Annotated in this window: 26 protein-coding genes; 17 read left to right on the plus strand and 9 right to left on the minus strand. The window is 53.0% G+C overall.

The annotated features are described in order from the left end of the window. Positions 1 to 396 precede the first annotated feature (396 nt). From BN1190_RS01540 to dnaA, 7 genes are all read right to left on the minus strand, one after another. The gene (locus tag BN1190_RS01540; protein WP_040285282.1) at positions 397 to 1,509 is read right to left on the minus strand and encodes an HD-GYP domain-containing protein; all 1,113 of its coding nucleotides are present in this window, start codon (positions 1,507 to 1,509) and stop codon (positions 397 to 399) included. Between the two features lie 123 nt (positions 1,510 to 1,632). Further along, positions 1,633 to 4,194, minus strand: a complete 2,562-nt coding sequence (gene gyrA, locus BN1190_RS01545) for a DNA gyrase subunit A (RefSeq protein WP_040285283.1) — start codon at positions 4,192 to 4,194, stop codon at positions 1,633 to 1,635. Positions 4,195 to 4,277: 83 nt separating this feature from the next. Next, positions 4,278 to 6,200, minus strand: coding sequence for a DNA topoisomerase (ATP-hydrolyzing) subunit B (gene gyrB / locus BN1190_RS01550; protein WP_040285284.1), 1,923 nt, complete (start codon positions 6,198 to 6,200; stop codon positions 4,278 to 4,280). A gap of 47 nt (positions 6,201 to 6,247) precedes the next feature. Further along, on the minus strand, positions 6,248 to 7,405 hold the full coding sequence (gene recF, locus BN1190_RS01555) for a DNA replication/repair protein RecF (protein ID WP_052461642.1): 1,158 nt from the start codon (positions 7,403 to 7,405) through the stop codon (positions 6,248 to 6,250). Further along, positions 7,395 to 7,634, minus strand: coding sequence for a S4 domain-containing protein YaaA (yaaA, locus tag BN1190_RS01560; RefSeq protein ID WP_040285285.1), 240 nt, complete (start codon positions 7,632 to 7,634; stop codon positions 7,395 to 7,397). Before yaaA ends, recF begins: the two co-directional genes overlap by 11 nt. Before the next feature lie 99 nt (positions 7,635 to 7,733). After that, entirely contained in the window at positions 7,734 to 8,870 is a 1,137-nt protein-coding gene (dnaN, locus tag BN1190_RS01565; RefSeq protein WP_040285286.1) for a DNA polymerase III subunit beta, read from the minus strand. Between the two features lie 177 nt (positions 8,871 to 9,047). Beyond that, the gene (dnaA, locus tag BN1190_RS01570; protein ID WP_040285287.1) at positions 9,048 to 10,397 is read right to left on the minus strand and encodes a chromosomal replication initiator protein DnaA; all 1,350 of its coding nucleotides are present in this window, start codon (positions 10,395 to 10,397) and stop codon (positions 9,048 to 9,050) included. A gap of 521 nt (positions 10,398 to 10,918) precedes the next feature. On the opposite strand from dnaA, the gene rpmH reads away from it, so the two are divergent. From rpmH to BN1190_RS01625, 11 genes are all read left to right on the plus strand, one after another. Beyond that, the gene (gene rpmH, locus BN1190_RS01575) at positions 10,919 to 11,053 is read left to right on the plus strand and encodes a 50S ribosomal protein L34 (RefSeq protein WP_040285288.1); all 135 of its coding nucleotides are present in this window, start codon (positions 10,919 to 10,921) and stop codon (positions 11,051 to 11,053) included. Between the two features lie 269 nt (positions 11,054 to 11,322). After that, positions 11,323 to 11,667 (plus strand): ribonuclease P protein component, encoded by a 345-nt coding sequence (gene rnpA / locus BN1190_RS01580; RefSeq protein ID WP_040285289.1) that lies wholly within the window; start codon positions 11,323 to 11,325, stop codon positions 11,665 to 11,667. Between the two features lie 73 nt (positions 11,668 to 11,740). After that, the gene (gene yidC, locus BN1190_RS01585) at positions 11,741 to 12,529 is read left to right on the plus strand and encodes a membrane protein insertase YidC (protein WP_040285290.1); all 789 of its coding nucleotides are present in this window, start codon (positions 11,741 to 11,743) and stop codon (positions 12,527 to 12,529) included. After that, positions 12,526 to 13,308 carry an RNA-binding cell elongation regulator Jag/EloR gene (gene jag / locus BN1190_RS01590; RefSeq protein WP_040285291.1) on the plus strand — a complete coding sequence of 261 codons (783 nt, stop codon included), beginning with the start codon at positions 12,526 to 12,528 and terminating at the stop codon, positions 13,306 to 13,308. Before yidC ends, jag begins: the two co-directional genes overlap by 4 nt. 243 nt (positions 13,309 to 13,551) lie before the next feature. Next, positions 13,552 to 14,937 (plus strand): tRNA uridine-5-carboxymethylaminomethyl(34) synthesis GTPase MnmE, encoded by a 1,386-nt coding sequence (mnmE, locus tag BN1190_RS01595; protein ID WP_040285292.1) that lies wholly within the window; start codon positions 13,552 to 13,554, stop codon positions 14,935 to 14,937. Positions 14,938 to 14,992: 55 nt separating this feature from the next. Beyond that, positions 14,993 to 16,882, plus strand: coding sequence for a tRNA uridine-5-carboxymethylaminomethyl(34) synthesis enzyme MnmG (gene mnmG, locus BN1190_RS01600; RefSeq protein ID WP_040285293.1), 1,890 nt, complete (start codon positions 14,993 to 14,995; stop codon positions 16,880 to 16,882). Positions 16,883 to 16,940: 58 nt separating this feature from the next. Next, positions 16,941 to 17,657, plus strand: a complete 717-nt coding sequence (gene rsmG / locus BN1190_RS01605) for a 16S rRNA (guanine(527)-N(7))-methyltransferase RsmG (protein ID WP_040285294.1) — start codon at positions 16,941 to 16,943, stop codon at positions 17,655 to 17,657. A gap of 210 nt (positions 17,658 to 17,867) precedes the next feature. Beyond that, the gene (gene noc, locus BN1190_RS01610; RefSeq protein ID WP_040285295.1) at positions 17,868 to 18,728 is read left to right on the plus strand and encodes a nucleoid occlusion protein; all 861 of its coding nucleotides are present in this window, start codon (positions 17,868 to 17,870) and stop codon (positions 18,726 to 18,728) included. Between the two features lie 155 nt (positions 18,729 to 18,883). After that, a complete protein-coding gene (locus tag BN1190_RS01615; RefSeq protein WP_040285296.1) occupies positions 18,884 to 19,645 on the plus strand; it encodes a ParA family protein in 762 nt (253 codons plus the stop codon). Then, positions 19,638 to 20,480 (plus strand): ParB/RepB/Spo0J family partition protein, encoded by an 843-nt coding sequence (locus BN1190_RS01620; RefSeq protein ID WP_040285297.1) that lies wholly within the window; start codon positions 19,638 to 19,640, stop codon positions 20,478 to 20,480. Before BN1190_RS01615 ends, BN1190_RS01620 begins: the two co-directional genes overlap by 8 nt. Before the next feature lie 63 nt (positions 20,481 to 20,543). After that, positions 20,544 to 21,254, plus strand: a complete 711-nt coding sequence (locus BN1190_RS01625) for a DUF554 domain-containing protein (RefSeq protein WP_040285298.1) — start codon at positions 20,544 to 20,546, stop codon at positions 21,252 to 21,254. On the opposite strand, the gene yyaC is transcribed toward BN1190_RS01625, so the two are convergent. Continuing rightward, complete coding sequence (yyaC, locus tag BN1190_RS01630; protein WP_082023227.1) at positions 21,159 to 21,800, minus strand: spore protease YyaC; 642 nt, start codon at positions 21,798 to 21,800, stop codon at positions 21,159 to 21,161. The genes BN1190_RS01625 and yyaC overlap by 96 nt on opposite strands. Before the next feature lie 114 nt (positions 21,801 to 21,914). On the opposite strand from yyaC, the gene BN1190_RS01635 reads away from it, so the two are divergent. Next, the gene (locus BN1190_RS01635; protein ID WP_040285300.1) at positions 21,915 to 22,118 is read left to right on the plus strand and encodes a DUF951 domain-containing protein; all 204 of its coding nucleotides are present in this window, start codon (positions 21,915 to 21,917) and stop codon (positions 22,116 to 22,118) included. Positions 22,119 to 22,262: 144 nt separating this feature from the next. Then, positions 22,263 to 23,363 (plus strand): redox-regulated ATPase YchF, encoded by a 1,101-nt coding sequence (gene ychF / locus BN1190_RS01640; RefSeq protein ID WP_040285301.1) that lies wholly within the window; start codon positions 22,263 to 22,265, stop codon positions 23,361 to 23,363. Positions 23,364 to 23,418: 55 nt separating this feature from the next. Here ychF and BN1190_RS01645 read toward each other — a convergent pair whose 3' ends face one another. Further along, on the minus strand, positions 23,419 to 23,982 hold the full coding sequence (locus tag BN1190_RS01645; RefSeq protein WP_040285302.1) for a DUF3267 domain-containing protein: 564 nt from the start codon (positions 23,980 to 23,982) through the stop codon (positions 23,419 to 23,421). A 445-nt stretch (positions 23,983 to 24,427) separates the two neighbouring features. On the opposite strand from BN1190_RS01645, the gene rpsF reads away from it, so the two are divergent. From rpsF to BN1190_RS01670, 4 genes are all read left to right on the plus strand, one after another. After that, complete coding sequence (gene rpsF / locus BN1190_RS01655) at positions 24,428 to 24,715, plus strand: 30S ribosomal protein S6 (RefSeq protein ID WP_040285304.1); 288 nt, start codon at positions 24,428 to 24,430, stop codon at positions 24,713 to 24,715. A gap of 43 nt (positions 24,716 to 24,758) precedes the next feature. Further along, positions 24,759 to 25,280, plus strand: coding sequence for a single-stranded DNA-binding protein (ssb, locus tag BN1190_RS01660; protein ID WP_040285305.1), 522 nt, complete (start codon positions 24,759 to 24,761; stop codon positions 25,278 to 25,280). 42 nt (positions 25,281 to 25,322) lie between these two features. Further along, complete coding sequence (rpsR, locus tag BN1190_RS01665) at positions 25,323 to 25,562, plus strand: 30S ribosomal protein S18 (RefSeq protein ID WP_251639997.1); 240 nt, start codon at positions 25,323 to 25,325, stop codon at positions 25,560 to 25,562. Between the two features lie 203 nt (positions 25,563 to 25,765). Then, a complete protein-coding gene (locus BN1190_RS01670) occupies positions 25,766 to 26,704 on the plus strand; it encodes a YybS family protein (RefSeq protein ID WP_040285307.1) in 939 nt (312 codons plus the stop codon). Positions 26,705 to 26,713 lie beyond the last annotated feature (9 nt).

The raw sequence follows: 26,713 nt of genomic DNA on the forward strand, positions 1-26,713 counted from the left end.
ATTCTTGCTGGCATCATTTAAGATGTCTATCAGATCTGTTGATCTGGTTTTGTCTGTTCCGCCGACGGGGTCGGCTTCCCAAACGTTGATTCGTTGACATTTTGCTGTTCAGTTTTCAAGGTTCATGCTGTCGCTTTGTTGTTTCAGCAACTCTTATAATATATCACCCTGTATTCATGAAGTCAACAACTTTTTTCAAAGTTATTTCAGTTGACTCATCGGGATGTTTTTTTCGTCCTGTAAGAGCAACGTGTTCTATCTTACCATGCCTCTTTCATGGCTGCAAGCTTTTTTAGCAAAATAGTTTATATAGGTTTCCTGCTCCCCTGCCACTCTATTGAAAGAGCGTCCTCCAGGCCAACCGGAAGACGCTCTTTCAATAGAGTATTCACAGAATCAACCGATGACTTTCTCGATGGAGACCGCACGGTGTGCTGTCAAATCCACTTCTTCCCCAGTGTTTTTCACTTTCACGACAGGCCGGAATGGGAATGCCGGGTTGCCGATTACAACACTTCCGGAATCTCCATTGGTCAGGATCACCTGATCGCCCGCAACCGGCATGCCGATCATATCATAGAGGGCGTCCACCACAGCCGGGTCGAACTTTCCGAAGTCCTCTTCCTTCAGCATCTCTGCAACTCTGTATGGCGACTCTTTGGAACGGTATACCCGCTCACACGTCATCGCATGGAAAACATCTGCGACCGCGATCACCTGTGCATACTGGGAGATTTTCTCTCCCTGGTCCCCTCTCGGATAGCCGCTTCCGTCCAGCCGTTCATGGTGCTGCAGGACAGCCAGTTTCATCTCCTGGCGAAGCAGCGGGGAATCCTGCATCATCTGATAGCTCAGTATCGGGTGCTTCTTCACTTCTGAGAATTCGGATTTAGTCAGAAATGCCGCTTTCTCGAGCAGCTGAGATGGCACCTTAGCCATCCCGCAGTCCGCCAGTGTGCCGGCCAGGCCGAGTTGCAGGGTGATGCCTTTCGGGTACTCAAGCTCGCTGGCCAGTGCAGCCGTCAGCATACCGACAGATACGGCATGATGGTACATATATTCTTTTCTATTGGAATACTCGTTCAGTATAACAAGAAGTTTACGATGTTCCATATAGGTTTCAAGAAGCGGCATGATGAGCAGACGGACTTTCGCAATATCCAGCTTCATGCCCGAACGCCAAGACGTGAATTCGCGTTTGTATTCGTTGACCGCCTTGTTATACATTGTATGCAGGTCCTTCGTCCGGCTGACTTTGTTTTCAAGCAGCTGATCCAGATCGGTTTCGATGGTTCCTGCGGGGCTGCCAGCAGTCTGTTCCGGCTGCACCCGGTTCACGATACGCTCTTCGACCTTGACCCGTTTGATGGCAAACAGGTGCAGGATCTCCAGGTGCTCCATGTCGAGTGTTGTTCCTTTTCTTACTATCGGATGAGCTGTATTGGCAAAGACATCTTCAGCGAGTATAGCTCCCGGACGGAGGTCGCCCAGGTTTCTGTATGTTTCCATTGCTGTTCACCGCAGTTCCTTTCCTGAAGCTTGTTCTCTTACTATGTTCCTATATCCCTATCATACAGTACTATCGGCAGTAAAAAAATACCGGCTTGGAAATTTCCCAAGCCGGCTGTTGTATCAGATATCTTCACCCTCCGCCTCGTCCGGTGCTTCCGCCAGACTGTCTTCGGACTTCAGATGATTTTCAATTTCCTCGAGGACCGGCTGTTCACTTTCGCTCAGCGCTTCGTCGTCCTCCAACTCTTCCAGTTCCTCTTTTTCCACTTTCGCCACGGTTGCAACGGATTCATCCTCGCCGAGACGGATGAGCCGGACGCCTTGTGTGCTCCGTCCGATGATCGAGATGTCATGGACATCCATCCGGATCAGAATACCATGCAGTGTGATCAGCATCAGGTCTTCGGTGCCGTTCACAGCTTTCATGGCGATCATCTTCCCGTTCCGTTCGGTGACGTGCAGCGTCTTCAGTCCGAAGCCGCCGCGGGACTGCAGGCGATATTCGGAGACCGGTGTCCGTTTCCCGAACCCTTTTTCGGTGACGACAAGTATTTCGCCGTCTTCCCGCACGATGTCCATACCGATGACATAGTCTCCGGTGCGGAGGCCGATCCCTTTGACGCCGCTTGCCGTCCGGCTGAGCGGACGGATGGTGTCCTCTTTGAACTGGATCATCATCCCGTCGTGCGTTGCAATAGCGATCGTTTCGCTGCCATCCGTCAGTTTGACATTGATCAGTTCATCCTCTTCGCGCAGACGAAGAGCGATCAGTCCGTTTGAGCGGATGTTGGCGAATGCTGCGACAGACGTCCGTTTCACGAGACCTTCACGCGTTGTAAAGAAGAGATATTGGGTCTCGTCGAATTTACGGACAGGTATCATGGTTGTGATTTTCTCATCCTTTTCGACATCCAGCAGGTTTACGATCGGCAGGCCTTTCGCTGTTCTGCTGAATTCCGGCACTTCATAGCCTTTTTTACGGAATACGCGCCCTTTGCTCGTAAAGAACAGGATCGTATCGTGTGTCGACGTATTCAGCAAGTGCTCGACGAAGTCATCGTCGTTCGTCCCCATCCCCTGGATTCCCCGGCCGCCGCGACGCTGGCTGCGGTATGTACTGGCAGGCAGGCGTTTGACGTAGCCGTGATGCGTCAGGGTAAGGACGGAATTCTCCTCCGGAATGAGGTCTTCATCTTCAAGCATGTCCGTTCCGCCGACCGTGATATCGGTTCTGCGGTTGTCCGCAAAACGCTGTTTCACTTCAAGAAGTTCTTCCTTGATGATTTCAATCAGTTTATGTTCATCCGCGAGAATGGCACGCAGCTCATTGATGAGCGCGACCAGCTGCTGGTATTCTTCTTCGATCTTGTCACGTTCCAGTCCGGTCAGCCGCTGGAGACGCATGTCCAGGATCGCCTGGGCCTGCCGGTCGGACAGGTCGAAGCGCTCCATCAGGCCGGTCTTCGCTTCGTCGGTCGTCTTCGACGCGCGGATCAGCGCAATGATTTCATCGATGTGATCGAGGGCGATCCTCAGACCTTCGAGGATATGGGCCCGGTCCTCCGCTTTTTTGAGATCATACTGCGTCCGGCGGCGGATGACCACTTTCTGATGCTCCAGGTAATGGAACAGGATCTCCTTCAGCGACAGGACTTTCGGCTGCCCCTCCACAAGGGCGAGCATGTTGATGCCGAAGCTGGACTGGAGGGCCGTCTGCTTATACAGATTGTTCAGCACGACGTTCGCATTTGCGTCGCGGCGGACTTCGATGACGATTCGCATGCCTGTCCGGTCGGATTCATCCGCCAGATGGGTGATGCCGTCGATTTTCTTCTCCCGCACGAGTTCTGCGATCTTTTCGATCAGACGCGCTTTGTTCACCTGATACGGCAGTTCATGGACAAGGATCGTCTCCTTGCCGCTTGCTGCCTGTTCGATTTCGACTTTCCCCCGCACGAGCAGCGATCCCCGGCCTGTCTCATAAGCTCGGCGGATACCGCTTCGTCCGAGGATGATCCCGCCTGTCGGGAAGTCGGGACCCGGGATGATTTCCATCAATTCCTCGGTCGTGACGGCGGGATTGTCGGCAAGTGCGAGCACCCCGTCAATCGTCTCCCCGAGATGGTGCGGCGGGATGTTCGTCGCCATACCGACCGCGATTCCGGATGTCCCGTTGACGAGCAGGTTCGGGAACCGGCTCGGCAGGACAATCGGTTCTTTTTCCTGTCCGTCATAGTTATCCTGGTAATCGATCGTATCTTTGTTGATATCCCGCAGCAGTTCCATCGCAATCTTGGACATACGGGATTCCGTGTAACGCATCGCAGCGGCAGAGTCGCCGTCGACGGAACCGAAGTTGCCATGGCCGTCCACGAGCATATACCGGTAGTTGAAGTCCTGCGCCATCCGGACCATCGTATCGTAGACCGCACTGTCTCCGTGCGGGTGGTACTTACCGATGACGTCCCCGACGATACGCGCCGACTTCTTATGCGGTTTGTCCGCTGTATTCCCGAGGTCCTGCATCGCATACAAAATACGGCGGTGGACCGGTTTCAATCCGTCCCGCACGTCAGGCAGCGCCCGGGAGACGATGACACTCATCGCATAATCTAGGAATGACGTCTCCATCTCTTTGCTGATATTGATTTCCTGCACACCGCGGTTTGGCAGATCTGCCATGTTGTCATACCCCTTTCAACCTGTTCCTCTTTTTGCTGATTGTAAAAGAAACGGCTATCCATAACCGTCCGGATGCCAGATGATCAGGTATCCAGATTTTTGACGTAAATTGCGTTGTCTTCGATGAATTTACGGCGCGGTGCGACTTCGTCACCCATGAGGCGGTTGAAGATCGCATCCGCTTCGATCGCATTCTCCAGATGGACCTGCAGCAGAGTCCGCTGGTCAGGATTCATCGTCGTCTCCCAAAGCTGTGTTGCGTCCATTTCGCCGAGACCCTTGTAACGGGTGATGATCGGCTTCGGACTGGCTGGAAGTCGTTCGAGGATCGCCTGCAGCCCCTCTTCATCAAAGCAGTATTCTTCGTTCTTGCCCTGCTTCACCCGGTAGAGCGGCGGCTGGGCGATATAGACGTAGCCCGCTTCGATCAGCGGGCGCATGAACCGGAAGAAGAATGTCAGCAGCAGCGTGCGGATATGGGCACCATCGACGTCGGCATCCGTCATGATGACGATCTTATGGTACCGGGCCTTCTCCAGGTTGAATTCCTCGCCGATCCCTGTGCCGAGTGCCGTGATCATCATCCGGATTTCCTCATTGCTCAGAATCCGGTCGAGACGGGCTTTCTCCACGTTCAGGATCTTACCGCGGAGCGGCAGGATTGCCTGGAAGTGACGATCCCGTCCGCCCTTTGCCGAACCGCCGGCGGAATCCCCCTCAACGATGTACAGTTCACTGATGGCTGGGTTCCGTGATGAGCAGTCGGACAGCTTACCCGGCAGGCTTGACACTTCCAGCGCCGATTTACGGCGGGTGAATTCGCGTGCATTCTTCGCAGCCACACGGGCGCGTGCCGCCATCAGACTCTTATCAATGACTTTGCGTGCGACTTGCGGATTTTCCAGCATGAACCGCTGGAACTTCTCCGCGAACAGTGAGTTCACGATCGTACTCACTTCCGAGTTGCCGAGCTTCGTCTTCGTCTGTCCCTCGAATTGGGGATCCGGGTGTTTAACGGAGACGATCGCCGTCAATCCTTCCCGTACATCATCCCCTGTCAGGTTCGGGTCTGCTTCGCGCAGCAGGCCGTTCTTGCGCGCATAGTCGTTGATGACCCGGGTGAGCGCGGTCTTGAATCCGGACTCGTGGGTGCCGCCTTCGTAGGTGTTGATGTTATTCGCGAATGACAGCAGATTATCGGCATAGCCGCTGTTGTACTGCATGGCGATTTCAATGGAGATGCCATCCTTCTCCCCTTCGATGAAGATCGGATCCTCAAAGATCGGTTCCTTGTTTTCATTCAGATGGGCGACGTATGACTTGATGCCGCCTTCGTAGTGGAACGTATCCGACTGGCCGTCTTCCTCACGCTCATCCGTAATGGAAATGCGCAGGCCGCGGTTCAGATAGGCAAGTTCCTGGAGTCGGTGGGCCAGGACGCTGTACTCATAGACCGTCGTCTCGGTGAAGATTTCCGGATCGGCCTTGAAGCGTGTTGACGTCCCTGTCTCTTCCGCTGTACCGATTTCCGTCAGTTCCTGGATGACCCGTCCCTGGCTGAATTTGATGGAATACAGCTTGCCGTCCCGCCGTACGAAAACTTCCGTCTCCGAAGACAGGGCATTCACGACAGAGGCCCCGACGCCGTGCAGACCCCCGGATACTTTGTAGCCGCCGCCGCCGAATTTACCGCCGGCGTGCAGAACGGTCATGATGACTTCCACCGCCGGCCGTCCTGTGGATTCCTGTATATCGACCGGAATGCCGCGTCCGTTATCATCGACGCGGATCCAGTTATCTTTCTCGATTGCCACTTCAATGTGGTCGCAATAGCCGGCCAGTGCCTCGTCGATACTATTGTCGACAATTTCCCATACCAAGTGGTGCAGTCCTTTGCCGCTTGTCGTCCCGATATACATACCAGGCCGTTTGCGCACCGCTTCCAGCCCTTCGAGCACTTGGATCTGATTGGCATCATATGCTTGCTGCAGCTCTTTTTCTTCCATGGCCAAACTGTTCACCTTTCCTTTCCGAACATGCCGGCTAGCCGGTCTTAGTTTCCGGTATCTTCATCCCCCGCGGGGGGCCGTGCTTCTTCACGCTGTGTCACCGTACCGGCGGTCACTTCATAGATGGCTGCCTGGCGGATCGTTTCGTGCTCGATCCCCGCGATGGTGGTCGTCGTTACAAATGTCTGAACCTGCCCCCGGATCGTATTGAGAAGATGGGACTGACGGTAGTCATCCAATTCACTCAGCACATCATCCAGCAGCAGGATCGGTGCTTCTCCTGTTTCCTGGCGCACGAGTTCGATCTCCGCGAGCTTCAGTGACAGGGCGGTTGTCCGCTGCTGTCCCTGCGAGCCGTAGGTCTGGATGTCATACTCGTTCACGGTGAACGCCAGATCATCCCGGTGCGGACCGACGAGCGTCACGCCGCGTTCCAGCTCCCGTGCCCTCACTTCCGTAAGTTTTGCCAGCAGGATTTCCTTCATTTCGTCTTCCGTCTGGTCTTCGGAGAGTTCCTTCAGTGTCCGGTACGAGACTTCAAGGGTTTCAAGCCCCCTGGATATGCCGTGATGGATCGGACCGGCCCATTTCTGAAGAAGTTCCAGGAAGTAATATCTCTTCTTTATGATCTGGACCGCTTTTTCGGCGAACTGCTCCGTATAGACGTCAAACATGACATCATTCAGATGCCGTCCGCTGCGGTTCGTTTTAAGGATTGCATTGCGCTGTTTCAGGAGTTTCTGGTATTGAAGCAGGTCATGCAGATAGACCGGCGATATTTGTCCGATCTCCATATCGAGGAAGCGCCGCCTCACCTGCGGGCTCCCTTTCACGAGATTGAGATCTTCAGGCGCAAACATGACAACGTTCACCTGCCCGATGTACAAACTCAGCCGGTTCTGTTCGATATGATTCACACGGGCCTTCTTCCCCTTTTTGGAAATCACCAGTTCAATCGGAAGATGGCCGTATTTGCGTTCGATATCCCCTTCTATTTTACCATACTCCTGGCCCCAGCGGATAAGTTCACGATCATTCGACGTACGGTGGGATTTCGCCATCGCCAGAACGTAGATCGCTTCCATGACGTTCGTCTTGCCTTGCGCATTCTCGCCGATGAATACGTTGATATGCGGGGAAAAGGACAGCTCAAGGGAGGCGTAATTCCTGTAGTTCGTTAAAGCGAGGTGGTCAATGTGCATCTCGGGTTCCATCTGGCGCAGCGAACAGTTTGAACTTGCCTGCCCCCGGCACCATGACAACATCCCCGCCGTACAGTTTCCGTCCTCTGCGCTGCTCGCCTTCGCCGTTGACGTAGACAACGTTTTCACTCAAAAACCATTTGGCCATCCCGCCGGAACTGATCACATTGACCATTTTCAGCAGCTGGCCGAGCGTAATGTATTCTGTGTCGAAGTGTAAGTCTTCCATCTGCACGCCATCCTTCACAATGTTAGTTGATATCTCTATTTTACCGGACTTCCGGCTATAAGTAAAAAGGATAGCCGCATTACGGCCATCCTTTTCGTCTTAATATGTCCGCACTGGCAGAATGAGCTGCAGGATTGAGTCATCATCCGTCGCCTTGAGGATGAACGGACGCATCGTGCCTGTGAAATGGACTTCAATATTCTGTCCGTCGATCGCTTTCAGGGCATCCATCATATACTTCGCACTGAATGAAATCTTCAGCTCTTCCCCTGTCACTTCCTGTGCTTCGATCAGTTCCTCGACTTTCCCGATTTCCGGGGAGTTTGAAGAAACTTCAAGCGTATTGCCGCCCTCTGCAGCAAAACGGACGATATTGTTCCGGTCTTCCCTTGCGAGCAGGGAAGCACGGTCGATCGCCTGCAGCAGATGCTTGCCGTTGACGGTCACCGATGTTTTGTACTCTGACGGGATCAGACGGGAAGTGTCCGGGTAATTGCCTTCGAGCAGACGTGAGTAGAACAGGACATTGCGTGTTTTGAACAGCACCTGCTGATCCGCGAAGATGATTTCTGCGGGATCCTGGGAATCTGGCAGGATCTTGTTCAGTTCCTGGAGACTCTTGCCCGGGATGACGATACTGAACGGCTCATCAGGTGTCGTTTCGGGTGTGATGGTTCGGCTCGCCAAACGATGGCTGTCAGTCGCCACACAGACGAGACGGCCGTCTTTCAGCTCCCAATGGACCCCTGTCAGGATCGGGCGTGTTTCATGCTGCGAGACCGCGAACACGGTTTCCCGGATGATCGATTTGATGAGATCCGACGGCAGTGACATACGGTGTTCATCCGACACATCAGGCAGGATCGGATATTCATAAGGATCCGATCCGATCAGATGGAACTCCGATTTGCCGGAACGGATGTGTGTGTGCATCCCGTCTGTCACTTCGATCATGACGTCATTGGTCGGCAGCTTCCGGATGATTTCACTGAAGAACTTCGCCTGGAGGACGATCATGCCGCTTTCGATCACCTGGATGATCTGTTCGCCGTCCTGTTCGACAGGGATCGATGTGCAGATCGTAATGTCGGAATCACTTCCTGTCATCGTAAGTCCTTTGTCATTCACTTCGATTTTGATACCGGTCAGGATCGGGATCGTCACCTTCTGGCTGATCGCCTTCATAACATCGCTGAGCCCTTCGAGCAGTTTGTCTCTCATGATCTCGAATTTCATAGATACCCCTCGCTTATATAGAGAATTAATTGTTTTAAAGATAGTAGTAATAGTAGTAGGGCCTGTGCACATGTGGATAAGCAGGCTGAATGGAATCAGAGCAAGGTTTCCCACATGTGTATAAGCTGTGATTGGACTTGCACGGGTTATCCCCGATTATCCACAGGGCTAAGACTGTCAGCTTCTGCCGAGTGCAGCCCGGATATCTTCGATGTCCTGCTGGAGTGACTTGTCGTCTTTCATCATCTTCGAAATCTTTTCGTGCGCATGGATGACCGTCGAATGGTCGCGTCCGCCGAATTCCGAACCGATTTTCGGCAGGGAAGCGTCTGTCAGCTCCCGTGACAGATACATGGCGACCTGGCGGGGAAATGCAATCGCACGTGTCCGTTTCTTTGCCGAGAAGTCTTCCAGCCGGACATTGAAATGCTCGCCGACGGTCTTCTGGATATCGACGATGGTGACCGTGCGCGGTCGCGCGTTCGGAATGATATCCTTCAGCGCTTCGGCAGCAAGATCCGGTGTGATGTCCATATTGACGAGTGACGAATACGCGACGACACGGATCAGGGCCCCTTCCAGTTCACGGATGTTGGTGTAGATCTGATTGGCAATGTATAGCATCACCTCATTCGGGATATCAATAAGACCATCCGCTTTCGCCTTCTTACGCAGGATCGCAATCCTTGTTTCGAGATCAGGCGGAGCGATATCCGTGATGAGGCCCCATTCGAAACGGGAACGCAGCCGGTCTTCGAGCGTTGGGATTTCTTTCGGCGGCCGGTCACTCGAGATGACGATCTGCTTCGATTCCTCGTGCAGCGTATTGAACGTATGGAAGAATTCCTCCTGTGTCTGTTCTTTTCCGGCGAGAAACTGAATATCATCTATGAGCAGTACATCCACGTTCCGGTACTGGTCGCGGAACTCACCCGCCTTGTTGTCGCGGATCGAGTTGATGAATTCATTGGTGAATTTTTCGCTCGACAAATAGACCACTTTCAGTGAGGGATTCTGCTCCAGCACATAATGGCCGATCGCATGCATCAGGTGGGTCTTACCCAGTCCGACCCCTCCGTAGATGAAGAGCGGATTATATGATTTCGCCGGCGCTTCTGCTACCGCAAGTGACGCGGCATGGGCGAACCGGTTGCCGGATCCGATGACGAATGTCTCAAATGTATATTTCGGATTCAGCATGGCAGCTGTCGTGGCAACGGGTGATTTCTCCGCCTTCTTGACGACGGGTTTCGGCACCGCGAAGTCCTTCTCTGCCATATCTTCAGGCACGACAAATTGAATGAGCCGGTCTTCCCCTGTCAGCTCAGACAAAATACCTGTCAGTAAGTGTACGTAATGGCTCTCCAGCCATTCTTTCGAAAACGAATTCGGGACAGCGATCGTGACGTTTTCCGTCCCGTACGATAAAAGCTTTGTCGATTTCAGCCACGTTTCGAAACTGGGCCGGGATATTTTTTCTTCCACTTTCGACAGTACTTCCTGCCAAAGGTTTTCTAAATGCTCCACTAGTGAACCTCCTTTACGCCGAACTAAACCCGGAAGTATGTATTATACACAGATTCCACGCTTGTGGGTAACTATTATCCAAAAGATGTTGAAAAAATTATCCACAACTTATTAACAATTGTGGATAATAGATGTTGTATGAAATTATATGCACAGCAAAATCCTTCTCATTGTATCAGGTAATCGCTTTATCCGCAAGGGATGGGTTCACTTATGCACACGGCCCGCAGATGTGGATAGAAACGTTATCCACAAGACGGGGTATGTGAAAAAGCTGTCGACAAATGCCGGTTTTTTGAAAAACTCAAACATGGGGGGATTCACAGCGGCAACTGCCGGCTTCCGGATGAACTGTGGATAACCTTTTTGCGAGGAAAACGGGTCTGGCGCATGACCCGATCGGGCGGCAGGAAAAGCCTTGCTGAAAAACAGATTGACATTCAGACAATGGACAGCTATACTTGTCAAGACTGTTATATGCAAAAGCAACTGAGTCAGTAAAGCAGGAGGTGTCTTCTACTATGAAACGTACGTACCAACCAAATACACGTAAACGCAGCAAAGTCCACGGCTTCCGTGCACGGATGAGCTCGAAAAACGGACGCAGAGTCCTCGCAGCCCGCCGCAGAAAAGGAAGAAAAGTTCTTTCAGCGTAAGCCACTGAACATTCAGTGGTTTTTTTTTATGTCTGCGATCGATTATTGTAAAACCAATCTATAAAATTACCGCAGGATTCCTACTGCAGTTGATCGGAGTGCAGGGAGCCGACTCCTGGGGATTCGCGAAGATCGAAGACCCCGCAGCTGCGCAGCAGCGAGGAGGCTGAGATCGAGCCCCCGGAAAGCGTGCTCCTGGAACGGAGATCAACGGTTTTCAAGGATTACCCATGCAAAATCAAACCACGTGATGAAGCAGGTGCTTGTTAATGAAGAAAGAACAGCGGATCAAGAAGAATGAAGAGTTCCAGAAGGTGTTCAAACAGGGGAAGTCGTTTGCGAACCGGCAGTTTGTCGTCTACGTGCTGCCGCAGCCGGATCGCACGGAGTTCCGGATCGGCCTGTCCGTCAGCAAGAAACTTGGAAATGCGGTGACACGCAACCGCATCAAGCGGTACATCCGGCAGACGTTCCTCGAACTGAAGGACGAACTGCGGCAGGACCGTGATTATGTCGTCATCGCAAGACATCCGGCTGTCGATTTCGACTTCCACGAAACGAAAAAGAGTCTGCAGCATGTGCTGAGGATTGCCCGTGTTCTGAAGAAGAAGTAGAACAGGAAGATTCATCCGTGATACACTGTCACTAATCTGACTGAAAATTGTATAGAGATATGGGGGAACCAGAGTGAAGAAAAAAGCAGGACTGCTCGTCATGCTGACGGTGATGTCCGTCTTACTGGCCGGCTGCGGAGATTTCAAGGAACCGATATCCGCGTCGAGTGAAGGATTTTGGAGTAAGTATATCGTCTGGCCGCTCGTCTCATTGATCGAGACATTCAAGGAGCTGCTCGGTACATACGGTCTCGGGATCATCGCCGTCACCGTCATCATCCGCTTGATTTTACTGCCGCTCACATTGAAGCAGACGCAAAGTTCGAAACAGATGCAGGAAATCCAGCCCAAACTGAATGCGCTGAAAGAGAAATACAAGTCGAAAGATGCCGTCACCCAGCAGAAGTACCGCGAAGAAATGCAGGCGGTCATGACGGAAAACAAAGTGAATCCGGTGGCAGGCTGCCTGCCCGTCCTCGTGCAGATGCCGATCCTGATCGGCTTCTACCATGCGATCAATCGGATGAATGCGACACCGGAGATCCCGCTCGGCAAGTTTCTCGTATTCGACTTGGCGGCACCAAGCATCACGCTCGCAGTCATTGCCGGTCTTATGCAGTTCGTTGTACTGCGCACCGGTCCCGCAATGGACAACCCGCAGATGAAAGTCATGATGTACATCATGCCTGTGTTCATCATGGTCTTCGGATCGTTCCTGCCGGCTGCGCTAGCGCTTTACTGGGTAGTGGGAAATATCTTCTCGATCGTTCAGAACTTCTTCATCTATAAGCCATTCAAGAAGAAGGAAGTCGTCATTGAACAGCCGAAAGCAAAAGGCAAAGGGGGAACGAAGCGGAAATGAGTGAGATCAGACAGTCCGGCAAGTCCGTGGAAGAGGCAATCGCTTCTGCATTGGAGAAATTGAACGCTTTACGGGAACAAGTCGATGTCCAAGTGATCACTGAAGGAAAGAAAGGGTTTCTCGGTTTTGGCGCTGCACCTGCTGAAGTGGTGGTGACCCGCCTGCCGGAACCGCCCGCACCCGAGCCTGCCGATCTGCCGCCGGTACCCGAAACACCAGCCGAACCGGTTGCGGAAAACACGGAGCCGGACCGGCCGGACGCGCCCGGATCTGATGAAAAAAGTGCAGAAACCGAAGCGGAATCCGCAGAAGCCGGCCGTTCCGACGAAGATGTGGCGGCGGAAACATCCCAGTATCTGCTGCAGATTGCAGAAGGGATGGGCGTCACTGATCTGGACATCACCTGGACGCTGGAAGGCAAAGTTCTGGAGTACCAGCTGGAAAGCGAAAAAGCGGCGTTCCTTATCGGGAAGCGGGGTGCCACATTGAATGCACTCCAGCAGCTCGCCCAGCTGGTTGCAAACAAAGGTGACAACCCGTACAAAGTCGTCCGGCTCGATGTCGGTGACTACCGGCTGAAGCGGGAACAGTCACTGGAACTGCTGGCGGAGCGCATGGCGGACAAAGCCGTGCGCAGCGGACGCAAAGTGGAGCTTGAGCCGATGCCGTCCAGTGAACGGAAAGTGCTCCACAATGCACTTGCCGATCGTCTGGACATCGAAACGTACTCGGAAGGCAAAGATCCGCGCCGCTATCTCGTCATCGAACCGATCAAATGAATACAGTCCAACCGCCATGGCCCTCACCGGTCATGGCGGTTTTTTTATGAAAAAAGAATACGCTGCGGGTCTCCGGAAAGTGTATGGGCCGGATTTCGGCCATTTTTTACAGTTATCCACAAAAAGTTCAATTCCCGCACTAGGACTTGGGCACGATTTGTGCTAAAATTTACTGTTAGAAAGTTACGCCCGGAAATAGGTTATGCACATGTGGATAACGACAGATCAGGAAGGTGAGACAGCGTGCAGTTTGATACAATCGCGGCGATTTCAACGCCGATGGGAGAAGGGGCGATCGCAATCGTCCGGATCAGCGGGGACGAGGCCGTCCAGATCGCCGACCGGCTGTTCCGGTCACCGTCCGGGAAGAAATTGGCGGATGCTGATTCCCATACGATCCACTATGGTCATCTGGTGGACCCAGCGACGGGAGAGACCGTCGAAGAAATCATGGTTTCTATAATGAAAGCACCAAAAACATTCACGCGGGAAGATGTTGTGGAACTGAATTGCCACGGCGGACTTGTTTCCGTCAACCGGGTGCTGCGGCTCGTGCTCCAATTCGGCGCACGTCTGGCGGAACCCGGAGAATTCACGAAGCGTGCTTTCCTGAATGGGCGTATCGACTTATCGCAATCGGAAGCCGTCATGGATCTGATCCGCGCGAAAACGGACCGTGCAATGAATGTCGCCCTCAATCAGATGGATGGCAAGCTGTCCCGCCTGATCGGGGACTTGCGGCAGGCGCTCCTCGAAACGCTGGCGCAGGTCGAAGTGAATATCGACTATCCGGAATATGACGATGTCGAAGAGATGACCATCCCGCTCATGATCGAAAAAGGGAATTGGGTGAAGACGCAGATCGAGCGGCTCCTCGCCACGTCTTCGCAAGGCCGCATTTTGCGTGAGGGATTGTCGACGGTCATCATCGGCCGGCCGAACGTAGGGAAATCCTCCCTGCTCAACAGCCTCGTCCAGGAAAATAAAGCGATCGTAACTGACATTGCAGGGACCACTCGTGATATTATTGAGGAGTACGTCAATGTCCAGGGAGTTCCGCTGAAGCTTGTGGATACGGCAGGGATCCGGGAGACGGAAGATCTCGTCGAACGGATCGGCGTGGAACGGTCCCGGCAGGTGCTGAAAGATGCGGATCTTGTCATTCTGCTGCTGAATGGGTCCGAAGCCCTCACAGAGGAGGACGGGCGGCTGCTGGAGACCGTCCGGCCGATGGATGCGATCATCCTCGTCAACAAGACGGATCTGCCGCAGCAGCTCGATCTGGCGGATGTCCGTGCCCGCGCCGGGGACAAACCGATCATCACAGCATCCATCCTGCAGGACGAAGGGGTGGAAGAGCTGGAACAGACGATCGCCGGACTCTTCTTCGGCGGCGGCGTGGAAGCCCAGGATCCGACGTATGTATCGAATGAGCGCCACATCGCCCTGCTGCATCAGGCGAAGTCGGCAATCGAGGATGCGATTGCGGCAGCGGAAGCCCGCGTGCCGGTCGATATGATCCAGATCGACATCACCCGCACTTGGGAACTGCTTGGCGAAATTGTCGGGGATACCGTACAGGACAGTCTCATCAACCAATTATTCTCACAGTTCTGCCTCGGAAAATAACAAATTTGACAGCAGGCGGCCGTCTGCTGTTCATATATAGGAAGGATGAACGAGCATGCCACAATTTGAAGCAGGCACGTTCGATTGCATAGTAATCGGTGCCGGCCATGCTGGCGCAGAAGCAGCCCATGCGGCTGCACAAATGGGTGCAAAAACACTTGTGCTCACCATGAATCTTGATATGATCGCTTTCATGCCATGCAATCCGTCACTCGGAGGTCCTGCAAAAGGGATCGTCGTCCGAGAGATCGATGCACTTGGCGGCGTCATGGGGAAAGTGATCGACAAAACACACATCCAGATGAGGATGCTGAATACAGGGAAGGGACCGGCCGTGCGGGCACTCCGCGCGCAGGCCGATAAGGTCCTTTACCAGCAGGAGATGAAACGGACGCTCGAAGACCAGGAGAACCTGTCGCTTCATCAGGGCGTTGTCGAAGAACTGATCGTCGAAGACGGGGAAGTCAAAGGGGTCGTCACGCAGATCGGCGCCGTCTACCGGGCAAAGACCGTCATCGTGACGACAGGTACATTCCTCCGCGGGGAAGTCATCATCGGAGACTTGAAATACTCGAGCGGGCCGAACAACCAGATGCCGTCCATCGGCCTGGCGGACAGCCTGCGGGATCTTGGGTTCGATACGGTCCGTTTCAAGACGGGGACGCCGCCGCGGGTCAACAGCAAGTCGATCGACTACAGCAAGACCGAAATCCAGCCGGGGGATGATGAACCGCGCGCATTCAGTTTTGAAACGACGGAATTCATCACCGACCAGCTGCCTTGCTGGCTGACCTACACGACACCGCTCACCCATCAGCTCATCAATGACAACCTTCACCTGTCACCGATGTATTCAGGTGTCATCAAAGGGAAGGGGCCGAGCTACTGTCCATCGATCGAGGATAAGATCGTCCGCTTCGCGGATAAGTCCCGTCACCAGATTTTCCTCGAGCCGGAAGGCCGCAATACACGGGAAATGTACGTCCAGGGACTGTCGACGAGTCTTCCGGAACACGTCCAGCGCAAGATGATCGAGAGTGTCCCGGGACTCGAGAAAGCCGAAATGCTGCGGGCCGGCTATGCGATCGAGTATGACGCGATCGTACCGACCCAGCTGTGGCCGACACTTGAAACGAAAAAAATCAAGAACTTATATACAGCCGGACAGATCAATGGGACGTCAGGATACGAAGAAGCCGCAGCGCAGGGTATCATGGCAGGCATCAACGCAGCTTGTAACGTCCTCGGTAAAGACGAAACCGTACTTGGCCGTGCAGACGCCTACATTGGTGTACTGATCGATGACCTCGTGACGAAAGGGACAAGCGAACCGTATCGTCTCCTGACATCACGTGCGGAATACCGTCTGCTGCTCCGTCATGACAATGCCGACCTGCGGCTGACGGACATCGGCCATTCCCTCGGCCTGATCACCGATGAACGGTACGCCAAGTTCATCGTGAAGAAACAGCAGATCGAGGAAGAGATCGAACGGCTGCGTGCAATTTCCATAAAACCGGAAGAAGACGTACAGGCCATCATCGAAGCAGCAGGAGGCACGCCGCTCCGCGAGCCGATGAAAGCCGCTGACCTGCTGAAACGTCCGGAGATGAAGTACTCGGAGATCAGCAAAGTCGTTCCGCCTGACGTTCCGTGCACGCCTGACGTCGCGGAACAGGTGGAAATCTCCATCAAGTACGAAGGCTACATCGAAAAAGCGATGCAGCAAGTGAACCGGATGAAAAAGATGGAGAACAAACGGATCCCGGACGGCATTGATTACCACGCCATCTCTGGAATCGCCAAAGAGGCGCGGGCCAATCTGAGTGAAGTGCGTCCGTTGTCCATTGCGCAGGCTTCCCGGATCTCGGGAGTCAATCCTGCCGATATCTCCATCCTTCTCGTCTATATTGAGCAGGGGAAAATCGCGAAAATATCCGGCTGACTGTCAGCTAATACGGATATCCAGTCCGTATTAGCTTTTTTTTGAAAGGTGGATTCCAGTGAACGAAGAACAATTCATTGCAGCTCTCAACGAAAAAGGCATTTCCCTGTCCGACCATCAGGCTGCACAGTTCCGGAAGTATTTCGAGCTGCTGGTCGAGTGGAATGAAAAGATGAACTTAACAGCCATCACGGATGCGCCATCCGTCTATTTAAAACACTTCTATGATTCGGTATCCGCCGCTTTCTTTGCGGATTTCGATAAGGAAGCCGCACTGTGTGATGTCGGTGCCGGGGCGGGATTTCCAAGCATTCCGCTGAAGATCTGCTTCCCGGACCTACATGTGACCATTGTTGATTCGCTCAACAAACGGATCACATTCCTGCATGAACTGGCAGACCAGCTGCAGCTGAAAGATGTGCAGTTTGTCCATGCACGGGCAGAGGAGTTCGGTCAGAATCCCGCATACCGGGAGCGGTTCGACATCGTGACTGCCCGGGCAGTGGCGCGGCTGAGTGTATTGGCAGAACTATGTGTTCCCGCTCTGAAAGTAGGGGGGCAGTTCATCGCCATGAAAGGTGCAGCCGCCGAAGACGAACTTACAGATGCAAAAAAAGCACTTGAAACTCTCGGCGTTGTGTTAGAAGATGAATATACATTCTCGCTTCCTCTTGAAGCGAGTGAACGTACGGTATTCATTTTTTCAAAGAATAAGAAAACACCTGCTAAATATCCACGGAAACCAGGCACGCCGAATAAGACGCCTATCCGATAATCCAACTGTTTCACGTGGAACATTACTGCATCGTTTTATAGAATCAGCGGTTATCAAGACGCTTTGTTACGTATGTACGGTCAGTCAGGACATGACAGGACTGTTGCCATTCAGTTCAGCAGACGAGCGGATGGCGGGTGGTATTCATCCTCTCTGCAGCCACTGAGTGGAAGTACAACAGAGGATAGTCTTTAGAAGGTGGTGTCTGGAATGAAAAATACTTTTTCACGTTTTTTTGGGAATAGTGAAAAAGGGCTCCCTCCAATCGAAGAAGCTGAACAGCCTTTGGTGAATGAATCGGTGGAACAGATCCGCATCGACCTCATTTCACCGAACCGCTTTCAGCCCCGCACAATATTCTCTGAAGAAAAAATAGAAGAGCTTGCGCGCACTATCCATACACATGGTATCATCCAGCCGATCGTCATCCGACAGACAGAAGAGGACAGTTATGAAATCATTGCCGGAGAGCGCCGCTACCGGGCGATGAAAAAACTCGGCTGGACAGAAGTCCCGGCCATCGTCCGCAATCTGGACGACAAAGAAACGGCTTCCATCGCGCTGATCGAGAACTTGCAGCGGGAAGAGCTGACTGCAATCGAAGAGGCCTATGCGTATGAGCAGCTGCTCGAACTGCATTCGCTTACACAGGAAGCACTGGCACAGCGCCTTGGAAAAGGACAGTCGACCATTGCCAATAAAATGCGGCTGCTCAAACTTCCGGAGGAGATCAAGCAGGCCATTCTCTCGAAAGAATTGTCGGAGCGCCATGCGAGGGCATTGATTGCTTTGAAGGATCCCGATCTGCAGCGGCAGGTATTTCAGGAAACGCTTGAAAAAGGGCTGAACGTCAAACAGTTGGAAGCCCGCATTCAGGAAGTGCTGAAGCCGAAAGAAGAGAAGAAGCAGGCACCAAAGCGCAAATCCGTGAGCAAGGATGTCCGGATTGCTGTCAATACAATCCGCCAGTCACTGACCATGGTGACGAAAAGTGGGATCGATCTTACGACGGAAGAAGAGGACTCGGAAGACTTCTATACATTCACCGTGAAAATCCCGAAATCGAAATGAGTTTCTCACGTCAATGACTCTTGCAATCGTCAATGCAAGAGTTTTTGCGCTGTTATCCGTACCAATTCCCGTGCGGTTTTGGTAAACTGAAAGATAGAACAAGGGTCAGCAGGTCATCATGTAGTTTGAATGCTGGAAAGAAAGCAGGTGCTCGTTTGGGTAGAATCATCGCAATAGCCAACCAAAAAGGCGGCGTCGGAAAGACAACAACCTCCGTGAACCTCAGCGCCTGTCTTGCACATATCGGAAAGAAAGTACTGCTGATCGATACCGATCCGCAGGGAAACGCAACGAGCGGCGCGGGCATCAACAAAGGGGATGTACAGAATTGCATCTACGATATCCTCATTGACGATGTCCCAATGAAGAATGTCATTCTGCCGACAAAAGTGCCGCAGCTGGACTGCGTGCCCGCTACCATCTCGCTCGCAGGTGCGGAAATTGAACTGGTGTCCACCATTTCCAGGGAAGTGCGTATGAAACATGCCATCCAGGAAGTGAAAGAGGACTATGATTATATCATCATCGACTGTCCGCCATCGCTCGGACTGCTGACGATCAATGCACTCACTGCTTCCGACTCGATCATTATCCCGGTGCAATGCGAATACTATGCGCTCGAAGGACTGAGCCAGCTGCTGAGCACGATCCGGCTTGTTCAGAAGCACTTGAACGAACAGCTCGTGATCGACGGGGTACTGCTGACGATGTTCGACGCGCGTACCAACTTGGGGATCCAGGTAATCGACGAAGTGAAGAAGTATTTCCAGGACAAGGTCTATAAAACGATCATCCCGCGGAACGTACGGTTGAGCGAAGCACCGAGTCACGGGGAGCCGATCATCATCTATGATGCACGATCACGGGGTGCGGAAGTTTACTTAGAGCTGGCAAAGGAAGTGGTTCATAATGGCTAAAGGTCTTGGCAAAGGCATCAACGCATTATTTCCAGGAGAGTCACTTGCACAAGCGGAAACAGTTGAGCAGATCAATCTGAAAAGCATCACAGTCAATCCATATCAGCCGAGGAAACGGTTCGATGAATCAGCGATCGAGGAATTAAGTGCGTCCATAAAAGAGCACGGGGTTCTGCAGCCGATCATCGTCCGCAAAGTCGGATCGGCAAACGAAATCGTCGTAGGGGAGCGCCGGTTCCGGGCTGCGAAACTTGCCGGTCTGAAAGAGATTCCTGCGGTCGTCCGCCAGCTGACGGACGCCGAATCGATGGAACTGGCGATCTTGGAAAACCTTCAGCGGGAAGACCTGTCTCCCATCGAGGAAGCGGAAGCCTATCAGAACCTGATGGACAGCCTCAGTCTGACACAGGAACAACTCGCATTCCGGCTTGGGAAGAGCCGCCCGCATATCGCCAATCATATCCGTCTGCTCGCATTGCCGGAAAAGGTCCGGAAAGAGATTACGGACGGCAAGTTGTCAATGGGGCATGGCAGGACGCTGCTTGGCCTGCGAAAGAAAGAACAGATTGGTATTATCGCTGAAAAGACGATGAAAGAAGGCTTGAATGTCCGTCAGCTCGAGGCACTCGTCCAGAAGCTGAACGATAATGTTTCACGTGAAACAACGAAGAAGAACGATAAGAAAGATGTCTTTTTGATTGAGCAGGAAACAACACTGAGAGAGCATTTCGGCACGAATGTATCCATCAAGAAAACAAAGAACAGAGGGAAGATTGAAATCGAATTTTTCTCTGAAGAAGACTTTGAACGGATCATGGATATGCTGAATGATTGACCGTGTACCTATTCCGCAGCGGCGGGATAGGTTTTATTTTTTACAGATCAGGATGTGGACGTCGTGGTGTTATATGGAACGCTTGTAAACGTAGCGCTTATTATTGCAGGATCCTTGATCGGCAGGATCTTTAAAAACATACCGGACCGCATGAAACAGACCGTCATGTATGGGATTGCATTAGCGGTCATGGCAATCGGGATCCAGATGACATTCGAGAGCACACAGCTGCTCATTGTGATCATCAGTATTGTTCTCGGCTCGGTGATCGGCGAGTGGGTAAATGTTGATCACATGATGGAACAGGCCGGGAAATGGCTGGAATCCAAAATGCCTGTCCAGAAAGATGGACCAGGCATTTCACAGGGGTTTGTGACAGCGACGATGATTTTCGTCATCGGTTCGATGTCGATCATCGGCGCCATTGACAGCGGTCTCCGCAATGATCATTCCGTCCTGATGATGAAAGGGATCATCGATGGCTTCACGGCGATCATCCTCAGTTCGACGCTTGGCATCGGCGTCCTGTTCGCGGCGGTGCCGGTGTTCTTATATCAGGGGATTATCACGCTGTTCTCCACGCAGATCAGCCGGGTTGTGCCCGATGATCTGCTTCAGCTTTTCATCTCCGAGATGACAGCGACAGGCGGTCTGATGATCTTTGCCATCGGTCTGAACTTAATCGGCCTGACGAAGATCCGTGTAGCGAATTTCATCCCTGCGATCGCCGTGGTGGCGGTCATCGTGATGGTCATGCGTCTGCTTGGTCTTTGACCGCCCCGAGGCGAGCTGCATAGCGCGTGAAACAGTTCGTCCCATTTCGTAGGACAGGTGCAGCCGGGTGCTCTGGAGAACGGAATGCTCCATGAACCCGCCGATATTGACGACGCCTTTGATGGCAAGATTACCGACGGCAGGGAGTTCTTTCCCGACCGCCTTGCCGGGATGGAGAGGGCCGTCCTGGATGAGCAGCTGGCCGACGGAGTCACTTTTCCCGAGACACGCATCGATGGCGACAAGGAAAGCATCCGGATGATGCCGCTGGATGAGGGCGATCGTCTCCTCGAGGTTCAGGGCGTGCAGCGGGTTCTCCAGCGTGCCGATCACCTGATACGGGAACAGCTTGTTCTCCGTCAGCAGGGAACCGATCAGCGGGCCGAGCGCATCACCGGTCGATCGGTCGGTTCCGATACAGAGGAACAGTACTTCTTTTGTTGTGAAGGGGATGTTGTCGAGAAACAATGTGCTCAGCTTCCAGACGGCTCCGGTTTCTTTGTAGTGGATACGGATGTTCAATTCGGCATGATCGAAGTTTCGCATAATCAGGCTCCTGTCCAGGAATAGTAGTGGGAATGGATGGTGTCCTGAAGTATACTCAAAGAAAAGCACGTTTATACACGTGCCTATTACGAGGTTGGAAGAGGAGGATGCGGTATGGAAGGGAAACAGTTCGGACTGCATGATGTAGTGGAGATGAAGAAACAGCACCCGTGTGGGACCAACTCCTGGAAGATCATCCGCATGGGTGCGGACATCCGTATCAAGTGCCAGGGGTGCGGTCACAGCATCATGATCCCGCGGAACGAATTCGCGAAGAAGATGAAGCGGGTCACGGAGCACGCAGCACAGCAGGACTGAATGGACAGAACTGTGTGTGCTCCTTATAATGGAAGAGCTGCCTGATGAAGCGGCATGCTGGCTGTAAGATGAAATCAAGTACCTCAACGACAATCAAAAAAAGAAAATATGATAATTTACGGACCAAGAAAGGTTGGGAATAATATGGCTTTGACAGCTGGTATCGTCGGTCTTCCGAACGTCGGGAAGTCGACATTGTTCAATGCAATTACAAAAGCGGGGGCGGAGGCGGCGAACTATCCGTTCTGTACGATCGACCCGAACGTCGGGATCGTCGAAGTGCCGGACGAGCGGCTCCAGAAACTGACGGAGCTCGTCGTGCCGAAAAAGACCGTACCGACGGCGTTCGAATTCACTGATATCGCGGGAATCGTCGAAGGGGCGAGCAAAGGGGAAGGGCTCGGCAACAAGTTCCTCTCGCACATCCGGGAGACGGACGCCATCTGCCAGGTCGTCCGGTGTTTCGCGGATGAAAACATTACACACGTCAGCGGGAAGGTGGATCCGGTGTCTGACATCGAGGTCATCAACCTGGAACTGATCCTCGCTGACATGGAAAGCGTCGACAAGCGTCTTCAGCGGGTGACCAAGATGGCGAAGCAGAAGGACAAGGAAGCGATGATGGAGGAGCCGGTGCTGCTGAAACTGAAAGAAGCGTTCGAAGCAGGGGACTCCGCACGTTCCGTCGACTTGACACCGGAAGAGCAAGCGGTCGTCAAAGGGATGCATCTGCTGACCATCAAGCCGATGCTGTATGTCGCAAACGTTTCCGAAGATGAAATTGCAGACGCGGAGAACAATGAGTATGTCCAGTCGGTGAAGGACTTCGCCCGGAAGGACAACGCGGAAGTGATCGTCGTCTGTGCGAAGATCGAAGAAGAAATGGCGGAACTCGATGAAGACGAAAAACAGATGTTCCTCGACGAACTCGGGATTCAGGAATCAGGACTCGATCAGCTGATCCGCGCCGCCTACCGCCTGCTCGGCCTTGCGACTTACTTCACGGCGGGTGTGCAGGAAGTGCGGGCATGGACATTCCGGAAAGGGATGAAAGCTCCACAGTGTGCCGGCGTCATCCATACCGACTTCGAACGGGGCTTCATCCGAGCGGAAACGGTCGCGTACGAAGACCTCATGGCGGCCGGTTCCATGGCGGCTGCAAAAGAGGCGGGCAAAGTCCGTCTAGAAGGAAAAGACTATGTCGTCCAGGACGGCGACGTCATGCTCTTCCGTTTCAACGTATAAGACAGACAGAAAGGCCGCACGGACATCGATCCGTGCGGCCTTTCTGTCTGTCTCTTCACTCCACCCGTTCATGCAGATACAGCCGCGGCCGTTCGGGGTCATCCTTGACCAGCCACTCGTCCGGACAGTGTCGCAGTTCCTGGTACATAGCGAAATCCCCGGCCGCACCGCCGATCAGCAGACCACCGAGCGTCAGCAGCGCCCCGTCCGACAGACACAGCCCCGCCAGTGCCGGGATGACACCTGTCGTCCAGAAGGGGAGCAGCAGCGCCTTGCGGATCGCCTTGTTCGTCATCCATTCGTCCGTCGTCGCATATGCAATACCTAGCTTCAGATTGACCCCGACGATCATCTTGCGCCACGGCACATGCGCAAACAGCCGGAACCCGACCAAATGGAACAGCTCATGGACGACAATCAGCACAAAATACCCGCCGACCACACCGAGCACTTTCCAGACAGTGACCGAAAACATATACTCCTGCCGCAGCAGCAGACGGATCACCGCGTCCGCCAACAACAATCCCGCCGTCACCACAACCGTCAGCCAAAGCCCCTGACGCGCCACCTTCTGCAGATCCAGATCAATCACCTTCACCGGCTCCTCTGAAACTCTCATATATACGCCTCCTGCTGGATTGTTCTATCTCTATTCCACCACCGGGATGGGAATCGCATGTTCACCGAAGTCAACTTCCTATTGAAAGGATTCTCCAGTGATTGTAGTGAAGGGCGCCGACTCCTGGCAGCCTAGGAACGCCGCGTCCTGCGGCAACGGCTGCATGACCGCCGTCCTGGCGGCCCGGGGATTAGCGGGCCAGTTAAGAACCCGCAAGGAGCAAAGCGACTGAGGAGGCTTAACGCCCGCCCCCGAAACGGAAATCACGTGTTCCATGTAAGACAGCCGTGCAACACCGTTACCCTCTTCATTCAAATTACCCCTCACCAACGCTTGTCTTCCAATCATATCTATGGTAATATATATTGATGTGAGTAAACAAATTTACTTACTCCTTGCCCGCTGCCAAGCAGCAGGGCCCAAGTCCATAAGGAGGTGACTACAGATGAGAAAGTATGAAATCATGTACATCATTCGCCCAAGCGTAGAAGACGAAGCGAAAAAAGCATTGATCGAACGTTTCGACGGTATCCTAACTTCTAACGGTGCGGAGATCATCGAGTCGAAAGAGTGGGGCAAGCGCCGTCTTGCATACGAAATCGACGACTTGCGTGAAGGGTTCTACCAGCTGGTGACACTCAACGCAGGCGCAGAAGCAATCGACGAATTCACACGTCTTGCGAACATCAACGAAGACATCCTTCGTCATATGGCTGTTCGCCTCGACGCATAATTTAGAATAGAGCGTACACAACGATGAGGGAGGTTGAATTCTGATGATTAACCGTGTCGTATTGGTCGGCCGATTGACAAAAGATCCTGAACTCAAATATACACAGAGTGGAATCGCGGTGACCCGCTTCACACTGGCCGTGAACCGTCCGTTCTCGAACCAGCAGGGAGACCGGGAAGCGGATTTCATCAACTGTGTAGCTTGGCGGAAACAGGCGGAGAACACGGCGAACTTCCTGCGCAAAGGAAGCCTGGCGGGTGTCGACGGACGCATTCAGACAAGCAACTTCGAAGGACAGGACGGCAAGCGTGTGTTCATGACGGAAGTGGTGGCAGACAGCGTGCAGTTCCTGGAACCGAAAAATGCGAATCCGGATCGTTCCGGCTCACAAGGCGGGGCTCCATCGTACGGAAACCAGCAGTATGACCGTCCGTATAATCAGAATCAGCAGCAGAATCAGCCATCTTATCAACCGAACCAGCAGAACTATACACGCACCGATGATGATCCGTTTTCATCTGGCGGCGGTCCGATCGAAGTATCGGACGACGACCTGCCATTCTGATCGAAGCGGTTCCGACCATCCGGTTACGAAGGAGGAGAAACGATTATGGCACCACGTCGTGGAGGAAAAAGACGTCGTAAGGTATGTTATTTCACGTCTAACAATATTACACACATCGACTACAAAGATGCGGACCTGCTCAAGAAATTCATTTCTGAGCGTGGAAAGATCTTGCCGCGCCGCGTCACAGGCACTAGCGCGAAGTATCAGCGTAAACTGACTTCCGCTATCAAACGCGCACGGATCATGGCTTTGCTACCGTTCGTAGCAGAAGACAAATAAGACCCGACCTATAAAACCGTCCTGCTGTCCCGTACTCCGGGAGAGCAAGACGGTTTTTCTATTCAGACCTGGCACGGGCCGGCTGTCAGGCTTTGGTTTCTAGTCCCCAATCGTGATACAATCAAAGGGGAACATCCGGCTTGCGATACGGGCAGGATGTATTTTTTTAAAGAGATGTATGACGAACCGGAGGAATCCAGATTATGCAGGACAATGCACGGAAACTGACATACGGGGCCATGATGATCGCCCTGTTTGCAGTACTGTTTGCGGTCAGTCTTTTCATACCGCTGCTTGGCAGCGTGACTCTTTTCTTCATACCGCTGCCTATCATGCTCTACCGCCTTCGTTACGACAGAAGTGCTTCACTTTTGGTGGCCGTTGCCGCTGTTCTGATTTCAGCGCTGTTAGGCGGATTTCTTTCCATTCCGGCAGCCCTGACACTGGTCGTGATCGGGTTTGTCATGGGGGAAGCTGTCCGGGCGGGAAAATCGAAATTCTATACAGTGATGGCTGCAGGGACAGCTCTGCTGCTGTCCATTGTTGCTACATATGTGGGCGGGGTCCTCTTTTTCCAATTCAATGCGATTGATGCCATGATGGATATGTTCCAGCAGGCGCAGCAGAGAATGACCGACTTCATGTCGGACATGGGCACCCTTCCGGAAGACGCACAGAAGACCATTGACGACACATTCCAGTACTACCGTTCGACTATACCGGCGATGGTGATGCTGTCATCCCTTTTCGGCGGTTATCTGTTCGTGGCTGCAAACTTCTATACGGCAGGCCGCGTCGGAGCGGACGTACAGAAGTTCCCGCCATTCCGCGAGATGAAACTGCCATTCGCGACGATTGTCGTGTACGCAGCTGTCGTGCTGCTGTCCTTCTTTTTAGGGAAAGACACGACGTCCACGGGATACCTGATCTACATGAACGCCATTTTGATCCTGCGGTTTGCCTTCCTGCTGCAGGGACTGTCGCTGATCTACTACTTCCTCCATGAGCGGAAGACGCCTCGTGCGGTCACGGTCATCGCCACGATTTTTGCACTGATGCTGAACCCGATGACCATTCTACTCGGAACTCTTGACACGGCCATCAACATCCGCGCTTGGATCGGAAATGACAAGGTGAACTAGGAGGATGAG

The sequence above is a fragment of the Sporosarcina koreensis genome (genome assembly GCF_000826145.2).
Lineage (GTDB): Bacteria > Bacillota > Bacilli > Bacillales_A > Planococcaceae > Sporosarcina > Sporosarcina trichiuri.